The following is a 17,280-nucleotide window of genomic DNA, read 5'->3' as shown; positions in this document are numbered from 1 at the left end:
CGAATGTTTTCAAAATAACACGAACCTCAAAAAAACAGCCGCCCGGAATCGCTCCCGGACAGCTGTCCTCTTCATAAAATGGTTATTTGGCCAGCGCGCCCGCCGCGGCGCTTACGCCGCCAAGGCGGCCGGAGGTGAAGGAATAGCCCAGGCCGACGCCGTTGCCGACATACGTATCGTTAAACAGCACGCCTTCGGATTCCAGACCGACGGCATACAGGCCTTTTACCGGCACACGCTTGTCGTTCAGCACCTGGAATTTGGTATTCACCAGCAGTCCGCCAACGGAACCCAGGTTGTTGACTTCAGCGATTACGGCATAATACGGACCCTGTTCGCCCATCGGGAGCAGGTAGTCTTTTGCTTTGCCGAACTCGGTATCGACGCCGGTTTTTGTTGCTTCCTTGTATTTGTTGAAGGTTTCTTGGAACACCGCGGCGTCCATACCCGCGTTTTTCGCAAGCTCCTCAATGGTAGCGCCTTTGTAGCCGTCGCCGTTTTTCACCATCGACTCCATGACCTGGTCCACGTTTTTCCATGGGTTGTCCAGCTTGAACTTGTCCTTGAAGTCCGCGTAGAACTCAGGCGGCATCCCCGGCAGCGACGGCGCTTTGACCCCGTTCATCCCCTTGGCCGCGAGCGCATCCAGCTGCGGCTTGGAGACAATGACCAGATGGTACGGGCCGTTAAAGGCGCTTGTATTGGCTGCAGCGACCGAAGTCAGCGTAGCGGCTTCATCCCGGAAACGCGCGCCGGACGGGCCGACGTTCATGAAGTTCGGCAGATAAGACAGCATAAGCGGATAGCTTGCTTCAAAAGACGAATATTCCTTTTTCAGCTTGCTTGTCGCTCTGGCCAGGGTCTGGTGAAGCATCTGCCCGCCGAAGTTGTCCGGTTTTTTCGCGCCGACCGCCCAGGACATTTCCAGGCCTTCGCCGATGTTTTGGCCAAGTCCGCCGTTAACGCCCTCGAAGCCAAACGCTTCTTTGACCATCTCTTTATTGCCTGCATAGCCGCCGGTTGCCATAATTACGCTTTTTGCGGCCAGGTTCAAGGTCGTACCGTCCGCTTTCTCCGCCACTACGCCGGTCACACCGCCCGATGCGTCTGCGATCAGCTGCTTAGCGGTGGTCTCGGTCAGCACCTGTCCGCCGTGCTTTTCGACCGAAGCGGCGAGCATGGCGCGCAGCAGCGGCTCCCGGGTCTCATAAGGCGGCAGCATATGCAGTTGTTCGCCCGCAAAATTCAGGAAAGTCGTGTTGTACCCTTTGCTCTTCAGCCAGTCGTACGTCTGGCCGGATTGCGTGACATATTGGCGGATGGCAGCTGCGTCGACCCGCCAGTGATTATTGACGATCCAGTCGGCGATTTCTTTTTCCACATCAACCTTCAGCCCGCTGCTGACCGCCACGGACGAATTGTAGAATTTACCCGCCCAGGACAGGTTGCTCGCCCCGCCGATCACTTTGGTTTTTTCAATCAAAATAACCTTGGCGCCTTTGTCTGCGGCCGAAACCGCCGCGGATACGCCGGAAGCGCCGGCGCCCACGACCACTACATCGGCGGTGAGCTGCTCCGTTTTGCCTTCGTTTGGTTTCTTTACGCCGCCCGCTTTAAGAGCCGTCAGGTCGCCGCCTGCCTGCTTAACCGCCGCTTCAACGGCCGCAATCATCGCGCCGCTGGAAAGGCTGGCGCCGCTTACCGCATCGATGGAGAGCGTCTGATTCTGCAAAATCTGCTGTTTGACCGTCTCCAGCGCCGAATCCCCCAGTCCAGCCGTTTCTGTCTGGCTGACCACTTTAATATCCTTGATCTTGTCGGCCTGCTCCATGGTAACTTCGACTTTGATTACGCCGTCCTTGCCTTCCGCTTCGCCTGTATACGTTCCCGGCCGGAATTTCACTCCCGCCGCCGCTGTTGTGGCTGTTCCCGCTGTTGGCATGGCTGTCGGCTTGGCTGTTTCCGCCGCCGCCCCGCCCGCGTTTTTGTCAGGCGCCGCCGTTTGCTTTTCGCAGCCGCCCAGCATCGATACGGCAAGCACCGCGCTCACCGTCAGCAGGGACATTTTCCCGATTACATTTCTCCTACGCATGTTTCCCACTCCCCAGTACTTATTTATTCTTTAGCGGATAATGGACAGAATTGTGATTTTTTTCACTATATACCGCACAGGGCTGCCTACCCGCTGTTTGCGGGTCTGGTTTGCGTGAGCCTTCTGCCCGGCTTCCGCCTCTTCACCCCGAAGTATAAACCTTGGTGCAGCACCAAGGTCAACCGTCATTTCTGGTCAGCTTGACCGGGAGATTCACCTCCAGGTAGCTGCGGCTGCCTTGCGGCCCTTTTTCAGTCAGCAGGATTTTGCCGAATACCTCCCCCGCCGCCGTATAGCCGTACTCTTCCATGTAACGGTACAGCGGCCGAAAAGACTCCCGGTTCAAGTGTTCCTCCGCCGAAGTTCTCAGCACCGTGGAAATGCAAAGCGCTGGCGGAAGATATTCGGTCTGCTCTCCCGTCTCCGCCGCAAGCTCCAGCGCATCCTGCTGGGTAAGCGTCAAGCCCCAGCTGTAATTGAAGGCCTCCCCGTTCTGCTTGCCTGGCCGATCTGGCCGATCTAGCTGACCTGGCCGGCCAGGCTGACCTGGCTGCTCCGGCCCTCCCTTTTCCATCCGGAAGCAATAAAAAGTAAACGGCAGCAGCTCCATCCAACCATTGACCAGACGGTGCAGCGCTTCGCTGCGGATCAGGCTGTTCTGTTCCGTCTGCCGGATCCGGTACAGGCCCGGAACCTGCTTCAGGATGCAGCGGTTCAGCCGGTCAGGGACGGCCTTCATCTCCTGCTCCAGCTCGGTTACCTTGCCTAGCAGCCGCGTCAGCCTGCGCACTTCCTCCTCCAGCTCCAGGCGGGAGTCTTTTATTTTATCCGTAACCCCTTCCAGCGAGGACGTCTGCATCAGCCCGGCGACGTCCTGGAGCGGAAACCGGAGACTCCGGTACCAGCGGCTCATCAGCAGATCCCTGACGTCCAGGTCGTTGAAATAACGGTAGCTGTTGCTTTCGTCCTTCTCCGGCTTGACAATATTATGTTTTTCGTACAGCCGCAGCGTATCGGACGTCACGCCCAATATCGAAGCGAATTCCCCTATGCAGTATTTCAACCGCGGTCTCCCCCGATCTTTGATCTGTTTAATCCTTCACCCCATAAACGATTAGAGCGATAAAGGACTCAAACTAAGACCAAATTAAAGGACTCAAAACTAAAGCCAAATCCCTTGGCATAGTTAAGCCCCTCATTTATGGTAAATGGAATGATCTGGATTGGATGTGAGCTGCTTCATAAACTATCGGCTGTTCGCAGGAATTGCGATAGCGTCTGCATAAAAAAACGGCAGAACTCCCGGTTGGGGTTCTGCCGTAACTACATACCTACGTATCTACTATTATCCTATCTGAATTACTGCGGCTTCTGTGAGTCAGCCGCGGATCCTCCTATGCCGTGTAAGCTTACGCTTAGCGCCTTAAGGCTGTTTTGTTACCGTGACATAATCAAAGTCCGGCAGCAGTGCGCCTGCGGCATCGGTCAACTGCTGTCTGTTGTCACCGTTAGCTTTGGCATACTTGATCTGGACATCCGTTCCGGCTTCCACAGCCGCTTTGAACTTCCAGGAGTATTCATCGGCCAAATTAATGTCGATTTGGCGGCGGACATACTGTCCGTCCACGCGTTCGGAACGCGAGCTTACAATGTATCCGCGCAGCACGTATTCCGTGCCGTCCACCTTCAGTACAAGTCCGGCGGCTGCACTATGATTATCGAGCTCAAATCCCGGCGCAAACGTCAGCGTCAGCCGGCCGCTTTGCGAGGAATAAACAGCCGTAGGTGTCCCCGGTGCAGCAAGTTCAACGACGTCCGCCGCAACGATTTGTGCGGGATAGGCATCCTTCGCCCAGTCGGCAATGCCCGTCGTATCCAGTTGAATAGAAGCTTCCCCCGCTGGAAGCGGCGTATTATAGGTAAGCATGTACGTCCGTTCCATCGTGCTGTAGCTGTAGGTAACAGCGTCCGGCTTATAGCCCGCACCTGCCACTTCTACGGTGAACCGGGTTTTGAACAATTTGAGATCTTCGGACTGCTTGTTGTCGTTGTTGTACCAGCCCGGCTCAATTTCGACCAGGACGGAACGGCGGTCCGAGCCGATGACCGCTTTTTTGATTTGCGGTGCCATCGCGAGCACCTCGCGGCCTTGGTAGACCTCCGCCTTGTTGCGGGCATCGGTCAAATCCTGAATGGCGCTACCTTTATAGCTGAGACTCAGGTTCTTGGCGTCTGTCACTCCGCTGACGCTTAGCTTGACATAAGCCGGTGTCATGCCCCATTCGTCTTCATAGTTAAAAATCGATACTGCATTGACCGTTCCCGTGCTTAAGCTGAAATCTTCAGGTGCGGGTACGCTTGCCGGATCAAGATGTTCGTCATAATACACGTAAATGGTATCCAGCGCCTTGTTGATATAGCGGGTATACGTATAAGGCGGCTGTGTATCCAGCGCTCCAACGGTCTTTTGGTCGAATTTGATCGTGGTTACTTCCGGCGAAGTATATCCGTTTGCCCCATCTGCAATGACAAATTCAACCCGGGCTTCACGGTTATTGTTGCTTGTAATATTTACGCCTGTATCCACATCCTGAACCTGGTTAACCTGGTTCTCCCGAATCTCGTAATAAGGCCATTCATTCACATAAATGACGTCGTTATCTATGCCGGAATGCCCCTCCAGCACCGATTTAACGCTCGATTTGTGTGTTCCGTTGATAACGTTGACGACCATATACAAATCGGCCGGTTTGTTCAGCGCATACCGGACATGAATCGTACCGTCTTTGACATAAGCCTGCGGATATCCCGATACAAAATAGACGTCCACATAACCTTCCATACCCACCTGATCCCGGCCCAGCGCCCGGACAATCAGGTTAAACGTATGCGAGCCTGCTGCGCGGCCGCCGAGCGTTACGGTGAGGCTGACGAGCTGGTCGTTCTCCTGGTGACGGGTCACGATACCAGCGGCAGAAACCGCTTCAGGATTCGAAGTGGACCAGGCAAGCGTCACACCCGGATAGTTCGCAAGGGTTTGCGGAAGCGCCAGGTTGCCTGTGATTTGTCCGGCATCGGCATTTTTTCCGAGATATTCAGCCTTAATGGCGGCGATAACTTCTTCCGCTGAAAAAGGCTTCTGCACCGGACCAAAGGCCGGGCTCAGCGCGCTGCCGGTAGCGTGCACATCGCCGGCTGTCGCCTGCACGCGAAGGAACATCCCCGCGTCGGCTTCGGCAGCCGTATACTTGGCGGATGTTGCGCCAGCGATCGGCGTGTACAAGCCTTTTTCCGAATCGGACCGGTACCATTGATATGCCGCCTGATCCCCGGCAGGGGTTCCTTCGTATTCAGCAGCACCCGCTGACAATTCGGCGCCCACCACAGCCTCGCCAGTTACGGGGCCAACGGCGCGCAGCAGCGGCATACCGAATGGACGATAGGCGATCGTAAGCGTCGTGTCGGCGTGATTCGCTCCGGCCAGGATCACTTCATATCTCGCAGGCTTATCCGGTTGTTCCACATTCAGCGGCAGGACCAGACTGCCTTTACGGGCTTGTGCCGTAAGTCCCGCACCAAAATCCGGACTATACGTTACACCGTTCACAGTCAGACGTACGGATGACAGGTCCGCAATCTCCGTCCCGTCTCGATCCGTCAGCGTAAGCACCGCATAGACGGCATGTCCTACGGACGTCGGCTGCAATGGAGACGACGCGGACAAGACCGTGACGTACGCATTTTTGCTGGTCAAGGAACCCTCTACAGGCGCAATGTTGACATTCGCGCTGTTCGTAAGTGCAGCTTCTTCAACCTTGGCATCCGGAGCAATCAGCGATCCGGCGTAAGGAGCAAGGCTGACGCCAAAAGCGGCGGGCTCCACATTGACTTTGACCGAAGCGGTAAAACCGCCATCCTGCGTAGTAACGACCGCTGTTCCCGTTCCGGGCGCTTTTGCCGTTACCAGTCCCCCGGAGGTGACCTCAATCGCTTCGCTGCCGGGCGCCGCCGTCCAGGTCACTGCAGGATTGGATGCGCCAGCTGGAAGAACCGCTGCAGTCAGCTGCTTGCTCTCGCCAACCTGCAGCACGAATTCAACCTCAGAGGCTGTTACGCCTGTAACGGCAACGGTCTGGCTGCCGCCGTCCGTTCCGCCGTTGCCGCCACCGTCTCCGCTGCCGCCACTGCCACCACTGCCTCCGCCGGTGCCTCCAGTACCTCCGCCAGCACCCGATCCGCCGGATGCCGCACCGCCTGCTGCGGCGCCTGCGGAAGGCGCAGGGGAAGCGGAAGGCTGAACCGCCGCGCCGTTTACCGTAACGGCCGAACCGGCCGCGCCCGATACTTTTTCCACCTTCACATCGCCTTTTAATGCCGCGGCTGTCTCGGCTACAAACTCTTTAATGGTACCGGTTGCGGTGATGGATGCCTGGGACGAGCGGTTGATGATTTTGTTAAAGCTGCCGTCCAGCTTGATCTCTTGGCCTTGGGTTACTTCAGCCGAAATTTCCACAGTCTCAAATCCGCCGCCGGTCAGCTCTTTCGTTACCAGCAGCGCGCCGCTCTCCAGTACGGTTACCGATACAGAGGTGCTGCCCGTGGCCAGAATCCGCACTTTGCCGTTGTATTTATTGACGACCAGCGAGCCTTGAACATCCACGTTGTTAAAAATAATCGAGTGCTCGCCGCCGCCCTGCACATGAACCGTGCCCTTGATAACCACGTTGTCGAAGGTCACTTCCCCTTCGCCAACGCCTTGGGCGATGTACACGTCTCCGTCAATCTTCATGTTCTTCAAGCTGGCTCCAGCCGTATTCACAACCACATTGCCGGTCACATCTCCGGTGTATTCGCCCGGTTTATGGATCAGGTTCGCAACAAGGTTGTCGAACAGCGTGACCGCTTCCGCCCGGGTAAGATATGCACCCGGCTTAAACGAACCGTCCGGAAGGCCGCCGATGACATGGCGTCCCGCCAAATCCTGCACCGCGTCCCGCGCCCAGCCTGCAATATCGCCGCTGTCCTTGAAGGACACGGCGGCACCCTGCTTGCCTGCGCTAAAGGCCCCGGACATCATCACGGCCGCTTCCTGGCGGGTAATGCTGCTGCCCGGCAGAGCTTTGCCGCCCGATCCCTTCATTACGCCCGCCGCACTAAGCTTCAGCACCGCATCGGCATACCACTGGCCTTCCTTCACATCGGAAAAGGAATTCGGGCCGCGTTCTATGTACTGCATCACATTGTCGATCATGGTGGCGAATTCCGCGCGCGTTACCGGCGCGTTTGGGCGGAACTGCCCGTTATAGCCATTTACAACCCCGTAACCGCTCCACTCAGAGATGGCTTGTCCGCCCCAGTGCCCGTAAGTGTCCTGAAAAACGGTGGCGGGGACCTGAGGTGCTGCCGTGTTGGCCGACGGCGCCTTCCCTGCCGGATTAACGGCATCAGCCGCTCCGAACACGGGCGACACGCCCGAAAAAGCGGTCAATGCCGCGGTGACAAGCGAAACTACTTTTCTGGATGCTGCCTTGCTCATACGTTATTTTTTCTCCTCACGTCAGGAATTGGTAAATACGTTAACTAGTGCTTTTATCCTCCTTTTACCCCAGATTATGTACATAAAGCTCCATATAATGAAACTATATACCTAGTATAATCGGCTCACTTGCTCGAAAAATGAAGGTTAATTCCGGGAAAATAACTTGGAATTTCTATCCAACTTCTATCGCTTCCTTCCCTGCGTTGTCCCTCCTATCCCCCGCCGGGTATAATAGACTATACATAGAAGAATAGAGGCCGATTTTCGGTTTATCGCTCTTCCGGTAAGCTGGATAGCATAAAGTAACCGGCCTCCTGCCGCAACCGCAAAATCCACCCAGAAGGAGCTATCGCATTGGTTATCGCCATCGCCGTTTTTATCATTTTGTATCATCTCATTGTGCTCTACATCGGCTGGAACGGCTGGAAGTGGCTTCGTATCGAAACCTCCGGCAGACGCGGAATCCGGTACACGTTCTGGACAGTGCTCCTGCTTATGGCCTGGTCGCCATTTGTCCGCTACACGCTGCCAGACTGGGCCGGCATTCACTGGATCGCCGGTGTCTGGATGGGACTCTTGTATCTGCTAATCCTGCTGCTGCCGGCCGCGAATCTTATAGTCTGGCTGTTGAAACGGCTGAGCCGCCTTTCCCGGGACCGGCTGATTGCAAGCGCAGGACGGGTGGTAACAGCCGCCGCCGTGCTGCTGTTCGGCTTTGGCCTATGGAGCGCGTACAGCCCGGTAGTCCGGCAATATGAGGTCACGCTGCCGAAGGCGGCGGGCGAGTCGGCACTGCTGCGAAAGGCGGAAGGTGAGACGAAATCACTGCAAAAGGCGGAAGGCGAGACGAAACCGCTGCAAAAGGCGGAAGGTGAGACGAAACCGCTGCGGATCGTTATGGCGGCGGATATGCATTTTGGCGCGCTGTCGCATGCCGGACATGCCCGCCGTTTTGTTGAAGAGGTCAACGCCCTGCAGCCGGATGTTGTGCTGATCCCGGGCGACCTTGTCGATGACGATATCGTGCATTATGTGAAGCAGGGCATCCCTGCCATCCTTCAAGGCATTCAGGCCCCTGTTTATGCTTCACTCGGCAATCATGACCTGCTGGAAGCGGAGGACAGTACCCTCGTTGACACGTTGGAGGCCAGCGGCATGACGGTCCTGCTGGACGAATCGGTCAAGCTCGGCGGGGATTTGACGCTGGTTGGACGCAAAGATGCAAGCGATCCTGGGCGCATGCCGATAGAGCAGCTGATACCGGGGGTTGATCCGGCTTCGCCGGTCGTGCTGCTGGATCATCAGCCCGACGATCTGGATGCCGAAGAGGCAGCAGGCGTCGATCTGGTCCTGTCCGGCCATACCCACCGGGGCCAAGTGTTTCCAGGCGGACTAATTACCGGACGGATTTACGAAAACGACTACGGTTACCTGAAAAAAGGGCGGCTGCAGTCCATCGTCACGTCAGGTTATGGCTTTTGGGGCCTGCCGCTGCGAATTGGCACCCGCTCCGAGCTGAATGTTATTGAACTCACCTTTGCTCCTGCTCCCTGATTAGTAAGCCGGACCCATTAACCGAAGAAGGAGAATCCGCCATGACCGACAGATCTGTTGTAAACGCCCGGAGCTTGTCCCGCGAACTGCTGCTGATGCTGGATCTTCTCCCTGAGGAAGCGGACGCCGCGGAGGTCCTCCGGAGACTGGAAGATCCGCATGACATACGCTGGGAGCACTTCGTCGAACTGACGCTGCATCACCGGGTGTATCCGTATCTCTATCCCCGCCTGGCCAAAGCCGGGGATGCCGTGCCGCCCGCGGCGCTGCAGCGCCTGAAACGGGAATATCAGCGCAACACCCTGCAGATGCTGCAGCTCAGCGGCGAAATGGGGGCGCTTGCCGAAGCCCTCGCGGGGCGTAATATCCGCTCCCTGTTCCTTAAAGGCCCTGTGCTTGCCCAGGAGCTGTACGGGGACCTCTCGCTGCGCACCTCGCGCGATTTGGATTTTTTGGTGCCAATGGAGGATCTTGAGCAGGCTGAGGCCCTGCTCGCGGAGCTGGGGTATGTAAAAGAAGAGGATTTCGAAAGCGTGCTTGGGGACTGGAAATGGCGGCAGCACCATAACACCTACCAGCATCCCGCCACGCGGGTCACCGCCGAAATTCACTGGCGGCTCAGTCCGGCGCCCTCGAAGGAGCCCCGGTTTGACGAGCTGTGGGAGCGCAGCCGGGTCAGCCCGCTTGGCCGGCATGTCCGCTACCTCGGCCCGGAGGATCTGTTTATGTATCTTGCGGTGCATGGCGCAAGACACGGCTGGTCGCGGCTGCGCTGGCTGATGGATATCGATCGGCTGCTGGGCCGGGAGCCTGACGCGAAGCGGACGGGCCAGGGGCCCGGTGTGCGGCCGATGGGGCAGGGGTCTGACGCGCGACCGCTGGGCCAGGAATCTGAAGCGAAGCAGGCAGGCCAGTGGGCTGATGCACAGCGGCCGGGACGCGGGTTAGACGCCCAGCGGCTAAAGCAGCTGCTCGCGCAGTACCGCTGCGAACCCGCCGCCGGTCAGGCGCTCCTGCTCGCATCCTGGCTCCTGCATACGCCGGTTAAGCCGGAGCTCGCTTCTCTCGCCAGCCACCCCAAAGCTCAAAAAATGGCGGCGCTCGCCATGTTTTATGTGGAGCGGATGGTGAATCTGCATCACCCGCCCCTGCCGCCCGAGGTTGACCGCCATTACAAGGCGTACCAGCCTGCGATCCTTTCGCCAGGACAGCGGGTGCTGTACTTGCTTGGCTTCCTGCACCCTTACGCAGCGGACGCCCGGACGCTGCCGCTGCCGAAGCCGCTGCATGTGCTGTATTTTCCGCTCCGGCCTTTCTTGTGGACCTGGCGCAAGGCGGTTGGGCAGAAGGAATAGCTGCGGAGCGTCTATAACGAACAAGCCCCCCGCGTTGCGGACCACTGTCTGCAAAGAGGGGGGCTTGCTTGTTTATCCGAGGCCGGCTGGCCGCTCCACACGGCACGGTTACATCGCTTCCTCCTGGCTGCTCAGCAGGCGGCGGAATACGCCGCCCGGCTCGGAGGCCAGCCCGGAGAAACCGCCCTGCTGCACGACCCGCCCTCCGTCGATGACCAGAATCTGGTCAGCGCCGCGGATCGTGGACAGGCGGTGGGCGATGACGATCACCGTGACGGAATGCTTCAGCCGGGCCAACGCTTCCTGGATGTTTTTTTCGTTTTCGGTGTCGAGAGCGCTGGTTGCCTCATCCAACACAAGGATGGACGGCTTCCGGATCATGGCCCGGGCCAGCACCAGCCGCTGGCGTTCCCCGCCTGAGAGCCGGATGCCCCGGTCGCCGATCAGCGTATCCAGCCCCTGCGGCAGCGCCCGGACAAACCCGGCCGAAGACGCGAACTCCAGCGCCTCCCACAATTCGTCTTCCGTCGCGTCCGGCTTGATCATCGTCAGATTGTCGCGGATGGTCGCATTATACAGGAACGGATCTTGGGCTACGTATCCGATCGACCGCCGGTAGCGCAGCAGCCGTTCCCCGTTGATCGGCTCCCCGTCCGCCAGAATCACACCCCGCTCCGGCTGCATCAGACCCATCAGCAGGTCGACAAGCGTGCTTTTGCCTGCGCCGGAAGGACCAACGATCGCCGTCATCCGGTTCGCCGGGATATGGATGTTCACCTGCTCCAGCGCATAGCCCGGCTCGGCGGTGTCATACCGGAAGCAGACCTCTTTCGCCTCCAGTCCCTGCTCCAGCTTCAGCGGAGCCAGGCTTTGAGGGGCACGCCGGCCATCAGCGTGAATGACGCTTTGCGAGCTTTGCGAGCTTTGCGAGCTTTGGGAGCTTTGGGAGCTTTGGGAGCTTTGGGAGCTTTGGGAGCTTTGGGAGCTTTGGAGGCTTTGCTCCCCATGGCGGCTTAGGGAACCATCACGGCCGCCTTCGCCGCTCTCAACATCCGCCCCGCTCTCATTCATGCCGTTCATACCCGTCGTGCCATTGATGCCGTTCACGCCGTTCACACCGCCAAAGCTCTCCGGCACCCGCTCCGCGGCCTCCAGCGTCTCCTGCTGAAGCTCGCGCAGCAGCCGGAAGGACGGCAGCACCGAAGCCAGCTGCTCTGTCAGCGACTGCAATTGCGTGAAGGTTGGCCACAGCCGGGCAAACACGAGCACAACCAGCAGCAGATTCGGCCCCTCCACCTTCAAAAACCGGAAGGAGACGAACAGGAACGCCGCGATCAAAAGCGCGGACGACACTTTGTACAGCAGCTGGGAGTTCGAGCGAAGCCGGGTGTATTCGAGCTGCTCCCGCTTCACCTCGCCGGTGAAATCATGCAGCCATTCCAGCCGGGACCGCTCCAGATTGTTGCTTTTGATATCCTTGATTCCGTTCAGTTGATCGGTAATGCCCGCGAGATACTGCTTCCCCAGCAGCGAAGTACGGCTGCCGAGCTGCTTAAATTTGCGGACAAACCGGCGCGAGAACAGGGACAGCAACCCCGCACAGACCAGGACGGCAAGCGTCATGGACGGCGACAGGTAAAAGGCAAAGCCGATCTGGACCAGCGTAAACAGCAGCGAGGTAAGAAACTGCAGAAACCCGCTGATGCCTCCCAGCACCCGGGCCATTTCCGTGGTCATCAGATTGATCAGATCGGACGTGCGTTTTTTCAGAAAAAAAGACCATTCCGCCCGCAGCAGCGCTCCATACACTTCATGCCGCAGCTTCCGGCCATAATCCTGCTGGATCTCGACATTGCGCAATGCCACGAACCGCGAGATCAGATTCTGGGATAAAATGATGCCGACATAGGCTCCCAGCACAAGCAGCAGCAGCGAAGTCTGGGACCATCCCTCAAGCATCGCCGGCATCGGCCACGGCTCGGAAGCGCCAGAAGCGGCCCCGAGCTGGATACCCGCCATCGCCAGCATTGGCACCAGCAGCAAAATCGCCGAGCTCTCCAGCAGCCCGCTGACGACCATGCCCAGCAGATTCAGGTACAGCTTCCATCCGGACAAATGATGAAGCTGCTTCATATAGTAGAGGATTGCTTTCATATCAGGACACCTCGCTGGACTGGGCTTCGTACAAACCCGGCTGGCTGGCGAATTTCTCGACCACAACAAAGCCCTGCATCGCGTCGTCGCCCGACACATAATGTTCTCCGCTCCGCAGCCAGGCATGGGCGATCATGCGGCCGGCGCGGTCTTTGGATACACCCAGATACAGGGTGCTGCCGATCCCCCGCCTTTTGAGCATCTTAAGTCCCGCTACCGCCCGCACCATGCAGGTGCTTTTCCACGGCGTATAGCGGCTGACGATGCGGATCGCCCGGGTGACCTGGCGAATCCGGGGAACCGCGTCAACCGGCGCGGTTGACGCGGTCTCCGCCGACTTGACGCCAAGCCGCGGCGCCGTCCGCTCGAACGGAAACAGGAGCTGGATGCGGGCCAGAAACAGCCGGACAAGCGCTTCCGGCGCCAGCAGCACCACCGCCGGGTCCGTCTTCAGCAGCCGTCCGAGCCGGCGGACCGCAGTCATGGCTGCCCGGCGAACTCGACCAGCCCTTCGTCCAGCAGATGACGCAGGAACGCCAACACATCGTGTTCGGCTTTTTCAGCCGATACGTCGTAGGTCTCCCGGATCGTATCAACCACCCGGCTGACAGATGCCGGCGCTTCAAGCGCGGACCAGATTTCGCCGCCCACCTCTCCCAGGTTGTAGTACTTGCCGTTTTTTACGTTCAGCATCACTTTTTCGCCGTCCATGTCACTGGCGATGTTGCCCTCGCGCTGGACAAGTACGGACTCCATGGATAACAGGTTCAGCGTGCTCATCGGCTCATCTCTCCTTCGGTTGTATTCCGGATCATGTCTTCAATCAGCGCCGCCTGCTCGGGCGCGCTGAAGCCCTGCTGCGGGCGGGTCAGCCGGTACATCGGCAGCCGGTTCACAAACGAGGCCAACAGGCTGAAATGCCAGTCCCGGATGCCGAGCCGGTCTACGATATGTTTTTGATACGTATGATGAAACAGCGTGTGGAAGCGGGCCATTCCCCGGATCGGCTCCAGGGTAACCGGACCGTCAGCCTTCACATCCAGCTCAATCACCCCTCGAAGCGGCAGCGGCTCGCCGTGAAACCGCTCCGGGACCGGGACCGCAAACTTCGTTTCCCTGCGGAACAGCGGGCGGTAGCCGGACGAATTCATTCCCAAATAGTCCAAGCTCTGCTGCCACAGCTTCTGCTGCGGATAGCCTGGAACGGCCAATGGCTGCCCATTAGGCACCATAACGGGAATAACGTCGTCGCTGACCAGAAGCCGTCCCTGTTCCATAAAATACGAAGCCAGCGTCGATTTCCCCGCACCCGACCGGCCAACCAGCGCATACGCGCCGTCTCCGAAGGCAAGCGCGCTGCCGTGGAGCGCCAGAATCCGTTTTTGCAAAAGCAGAACGCCCATGCAGCTGCCCAAAATATACAAACGGACGTTATCCGGTTCGGCCTGCGGCTCGGGGCACACTTCGATGACGTTTCCCCCATAAATACGGTAAATCGCCGTGTCCGGAACCCGGAACAGAACTTCGTCCTCCGAGACGCCGAGATGGGCCGTGACTTTAGGTACGGCCGCCCAGCGTTCCGCAAGCTCACTCCGGACAACCGAGACGCTGCCAAGCAGATTAACGCCTTCTGCAGCCGTCAGTTCCGGTAAGGGAAAAGCGCTGTGAATATGCAGACCAAACGCCTGGTAGGCGAGGTCCTGGACGGTACTGGCCATACGGTTCACCCCACTGTCTGTTGATTGTCCTCCGCTGTGTAATTTTTCCCGTTGTTGAAATAGCCCTAATCCCCCTCCGGGCAAGTATAGGGGGATCAGGGCCACACATTCCCTCTTTGAATCCTAGGAGTGGTGAACGATTTCATCCGGATCGTCCTGGAAGGAGTCGGCAATGCTTAATCCCGGTCCAGCCATTGTCATCTTGATGTCGAGCACTTCCAGTTCAGGCGTGCTGTATTCCTTTTTCATCTTTGTCACCTCCTTTCAGGGCGTAATAGCCGCCGCATTCGTACGGAGCAGGGTCAGCAGACGGCGTGCTAGAGCCATCCAGCCGTGCAGAAGCTGGTTCGCCAGGGCGAATCCACCCGGGCAAGCTAAGAGAGCCTTTTCAAAAACCGGTAAAACACCAGACCGCGCGCCAGCAGCCGGAAATCGCTGTTAAAAATCAGGGATGGCGCAGGCTCCGAACCGATGCGCTCCATACAGCCTGTTAGCGTCGTTTTGTTGAGATACGGCGAGGTCCGCGGATCGTTCAGCATCTCCCTCAGCTCGCCGAGAAACATCGGCCATACGCCCGCCATACGGGCGATCCCGTCCGCTCCCTGCACGCCCCGGCGCTTCCGGTTCAGCCGGACCGTATCCGGCAGCCGCCCTTCCATCGCCCGGCGGATCAGCGAACGGTCAACACCGTTCTGAACGTACTGCTCCTCCGGCACCGACAGGCAAAACCGGATCACCCGGATGTCGTTGGTCGGATCGCGGTCCCATACGCCGTACTTCAGCGACAGCTTTGTCGCAACCGTTCCGTTCACATTCCAGATGTGCGGCTGCTCAAAATGCTGCTTGCGGATCTCATACACGTTTCGCGCTGAAGGCGCACCGTCCAGCTGAAGCGCCTGAAGCCTGCCGTACACCTCCGTCCGCTTCGCGAAATCGGGGTGAATCAGCTCCGGCGGCGGTTCGGGCGCTCCGCCGGTCAGCCGGCTCAGCGCCGGGAACGCCTTGCGCCCCACAATCTGCAGCACCTTCCTCCTGTCCGCTTCCATCGACCGGGTGTACTGCCGGTTCTCCCTGTAAAAAGCGAACCAGCGGAATTCCCGGATCAGCTTGGCCTGATAGTCCAGCGCCGGTCCCCAGGAGATGCTCCAGTTCCCCCGCTGGCCGCTGAGCAGCACGCCTAGATTCTCCTGCTGCGCCTGCTCGTAGATCCCCTTCAGCCAGTAGGAATTTTCAATGAACTTGTAGGGCATCTCCAGAATATCCAGCCATTCCTCGATTTCCGAATACGAATTGCGCTCCGGAAAATTGAGAAAATGCGGGCGGATATTTCCGACATGGCTGATCGTCTCCCGAATGTAAGGGCGTTCGTCCGCCACCCTTCCATGCAGTGGAAATCCCTCGAAGCTGTCGATCGGATAAGAGCTGAACGTATGCAGCGGCTCGCCGCGCCGGCGCATTTCCTCCGCCGCGAAGCTGACGACCGAGCCGGAATCAAGCCCGCCGCTCAGATTGGCCCCAGCCGCCAGGCGGGTGCGCAGCCGGTCCCGCACCGCCCGGCCAAATACCTCACGGAACGCTTCTTCATATTCTTCGTTCGACTTCAGCCGCAGCGTCTCCGGAGCTTCAAGGCGGCAGTACCGGCTGAAGACGACCCGCTCTCCGGTGACCGTCACGGAATGGGCAGGCGGCAGCTGCTCGACCGAACGGTAAACGGTCGAAAAGCAGTCCACGCTGTCCACCCGCACCGGGATCGCCAGAAACTCCGAGACCCACTGCTCATTCATCTGGCGGTCCGCCCCGGGGAGTGTCAGCAGCGGATGGATGACGGTGCAGAAGGCGAACCGTCCGGCGGCGCGCTGAAAATACAGCGTCCGGTTACCCGAGAAATCACGGGCGCCAAACAGCGAGCCTTTTTTTTCATCCCAAATCATGAAGGCAAAATCGCCGACAAGCCGTGCAGGCGCCCCTTCTCCCCACTTCTCGTAGGCCAGCAAAATGAGCAGGCTGTCGGGAATAACGTCCAGTTCGTCATGGGGAACATGCAGCTGCTCAATCAGCTCCTCGCGGTTGTCCAAAATAGCGTCAGCCGTAATGGCAAGACCCCGGGCGGGATCGTACAACGGCAGCGTCTCGTATGCCGATTCGGGGGTAATCCAGCGCGCACGGCAGCCCAGAAAAACACCCCTTTTTTCCCATACGCCTACGTTGTCGGCCGGATAACGGCTCAGCTCCTGCATCAGCTCGGGTCCCAGGCGGGGATCGAGGCTATCGTGCTGTATATGATAGATTCCTGCGATCGCGCTCATGTATGACCTCCAGCTCAGGATCTGCTCCGTGCCGCATGTTACAGCCGGAGCCAGCGTGTTCTTAATCGAGAACTTTAACTTGTAGTTCTAATTTTAAATAGTTTGATAGGGAAGTAAATTGTCCGCTGGGGTAGTTTTGGGTATCCAAAGAGGATTGAAAAGGTAGACTAAGGTAGCATACGCGCTGCCTGGAACCGGGCCATACGGAACGGAACCTGCGTTGTAGTTTTACAAGCGAAGATAGGCAAACCCTCGAACGTGCAGCATACATCCATGCAATACCAGATAGAAAAAGCCCCAAAGGGGCTAACTTCAAATAATAATTAAGTGCTAAGCCCCTCCGTATTGCTTTACGCTAACCGCTAAAAGACACATTAAAACGGCGTTCTGTTCTTCAGCGACACCATGCCTTGCACACATGGAAAAAATGCCTAGTCGGGACGGGTGTGGCGGGGTCACCTGTGTATTGTCAGATCGATCTCCATTATAAACAACACTATAGGAACAAATCCTCACCTGTAACAGACCCGCGCGGATTACCGCAGTACGCGATACGCAGGTC

Annotated in this window: 11 protein-coding genes; 2 read left to right on the top strand and 9 right to left on the bottom strand. The window is 58.2% G+C overall.

All coding sequences use genetic code 11. From position 1 onward, the window contains the following. Positions 1-82 precede the first annotated feature (82 nt). From ACE6ED_RS18865 to ACE6ED_RS18855, 3 genes are all read right to left on the bottom strand, one after another. A complete protein-coding gene (locus ACE6ED_RS18865; protein ID WP_410828774.1) occupies positions 83-2,092 on the bottom strand; it encodes an FAD-dependent oxidoreductase in 2,010 nt (669 codons plus the stop codon). Between the two features lie 178 nt (positions 2,093-2,270). After that, on the bottom strand, positions 2,271-3,155 hold the full coding sequence (locus ACE6ED_RS18860) for a MerR family transcriptional regulator (RefSeq protein WP_410828773.1): 885 nt from the start codon (positions 3,153-3,155) through the stop codon (positions 2,271-2,273). Between the two features lie 360 nt (positions 3,156-3,515). Then, positions 3,516-7,628 (bottom strand): S-layer homology domain-containing protein, encoded by a 4,113-nt coding sequence (locus ACE6ED_RS18855; protein ID WP_410828772.1) that lies wholly within the window; start codon positions 7,626-7,628, stop codon positions 3,516-3,518. Positions 7,629-7,985: 357 nt separating this feature from the next. Between ACE6ED_RS18855 and ACE6ED_RS18850 the strand changes: the two genes are divergently transcribed. After that, a complete protein-coding gene (locus ACE6ED_RS18850; protein ID WP_410828771.1) occupies positions 7,986-9,185 on the top strand; it encodes a metallophosphoesterase in 1,200 nt (399 codons plus the stop codon). Positions 9,186-9,226: 41 nt separating this feature from the next. Continuing rightward, a complete protein-coding gene (locus ACE6ED_RS18845) occupies positions 9,227-10,540 on the top strand; it encodes a nucleotidyltransferase domain-containing protein (protein WP_410828770.1) in 1,314 nt (437 codons plus the stop codon). A 108-nt stretch (positions 10,541-10,648) separates the two neighbouring features. Here the strand turns inward: ACE6ED_RS18845 and ACE6ED_RS18840 are convergent, their stop codons facing one another. The 6 genes from ACE6ED_RS18840 to ACE6ED_RS18815 form a co-directional block, all read right to left on the bottom strand. Continuing rightward, entirely contained in the window at positions 10,649-12,694 is a 2,046-nt protein-coding gene (locus tag ACE6ED_RS18840) for an ABC transporter ATP-binding protein (protein ID WP_410828769.1), read from the bottom strand. 1 nt (position 12,695) lies between these two features. Further along, positions 12,696-13,178 carry a lasso peptide biosynthesis B2 protein gene (locus tag ACE6ED_RS18835; protein ID WP_410828768.1) on the bottom strand — a complete coding sequence of 161 codons (483 nt, stop codon included), beginning with the start codon at positions 13,176-13,178 and terminating at the stop codon, positions 12,696-12,698. Beyond that, positions 13,175-13,474 carry a lasso peptide biosynthesis PqqD family chaperone gene (locus tag ACE6ED_RS18830; RefSeq protein WP_410828767.1) on the bottom strand — a complete coding sequence of 100 codons (300 nt, stop codon included), beginning with the start codon at positions 13,472-13,474 and terminating at the stop codon, positions 13,175-13,177. The genes ACE6ED_RS18835 and ACE6ED_RS18830 overlap by 4 nt, the downstream gene beginning before the upstream one ends. Next, positions 13,471-14,412: a phosphoenolpyruvate carboxykinase (ATP) gene (locus ACE6ED_RS18825; RefSeq protein WP_410828766.1), complete on the bottom strand. Its 942-nt coding sequence runs from the start codon at positions 14,410-14,412 to the stop codon at positions 13,471-13,473. Before ACE6ED_RS18825 ends, ACE6ED_RS18830 begins: the two co-directional genes overlap by 4 nt. 123 nt (positions 14,413-14,535) lie before the next feature. After that, the gene (locus tag ACE6ED_RS18820) at positions 14,536-14,661 is read right to left on the bottom strand and encodes a paeninodin family lasso peptide (RefSeq protein WP_410828765.1); all 126 of its coding nucleotides are present in this window, start codon (positions 14,659-14,661) and stop codon (positions 14,536-14,538) included. Positions 14,662-14,786: 125 nt separating this feature from the next. Beyond that, the gene (locus ACE6ED_RS18815) at positions 14,787-16,718 is read right to left on the bottom strand and encodes an asparagine synthase-related protein (RefSeq protein ID WP_410828764.1); all 1,932 of its coding nucleotides are present in this window, start codon (positions 16,716-16,718) and stop codon (positions 14,787-14,789) included. Positions 16,719-17,280 lie beyond the last annotated feature (562 nt).

The organism is Paenibacillus nanchangensis (assembly GCF_046543445.1).
In the GTDB taxonomy this organism is placed as follows: Bacteria; Bacillota; Bacilli; order Paenibacillales; family Paenibacillaceae; genus Paenibacillus_AQ; species Paenibacillus_AQ nanchangensis.
The sequence above is the reverse complement of the archived record's forward strand: the minus strand, read 5'-3'. Positions and strand labels throughout refer to the sequence as shown.

Excerpts from the sequence above, each read along its gene's own strand:
- ACE6ED_RS18825 (WP_410828766.1), bottom strand. The coding sequence starts at position 14,412 with ATGGCCAGTACCGTCCAGGACCTCGCCTACCAGGCGTTTGGTCTGCAT.
- ACE6ED_RS18815 (WP_410828764.1), bottom strand. The coding sequence starts at position 16,718 with ATGAGCGCGATCGCAGGAATCTATCATATACAGCACGATAGCCTCGAT.
- ACE6ED_RS18830 (WP_410828767.1), bottom strand. The coding sequence starts at position 13,474 with ATGAGCACGCTGAACCTGTTATCCATGGAGTCCGTACTTGTCCAGCGC.
- ACE6ED_RS18835 (WP_410828768.1), bottom strand. The coding sequence starts at position 13,178 with ATGACTGCGGTCCGCCGGCTCGGACGGCTGCTGAAGACGGACCCGGCG.
- ACE6ED_RS18865 (WP_410828774.1), bottom strand. The coding sequence starts at position 2,092 with ATGCGTAGGAGAAATGTAATCGGGAAAATGTCCCTGCTGACGGTGAGC.
- ACE6ED_RS18840 (WP_410828769.1), bottom strand. The coding sequence starts at position 12,694 with ATGAAAGCAATCCTCTACTATATGAAGCAGCTTCATCATTTGTCCGGA.
- ACE6ED_RS18845 (WP_410828770.1), top strand. The coding sequence starts at position 9,227 with ATGACCGACAGATCTGTTGTAAACGCCCGGAGCTTGTCCCGCGAACTG.
- ACE6ED_RS18820 (WP_410828765.1), bottom strand. The coding sequence starts at position 14,661 with ATGAAAAAGGAATACAGCACGCCTGAACTGGAAGTGCTCGACATCAAG.
- ACE6ED_RS18855 (WP_410828772.1), bottom strand. The coding sequence starts at position 7,628 with ATGAGCAAGGCAGCATCCAGAAAAGTAGTTTCGCTTGTCACCGCGGCA.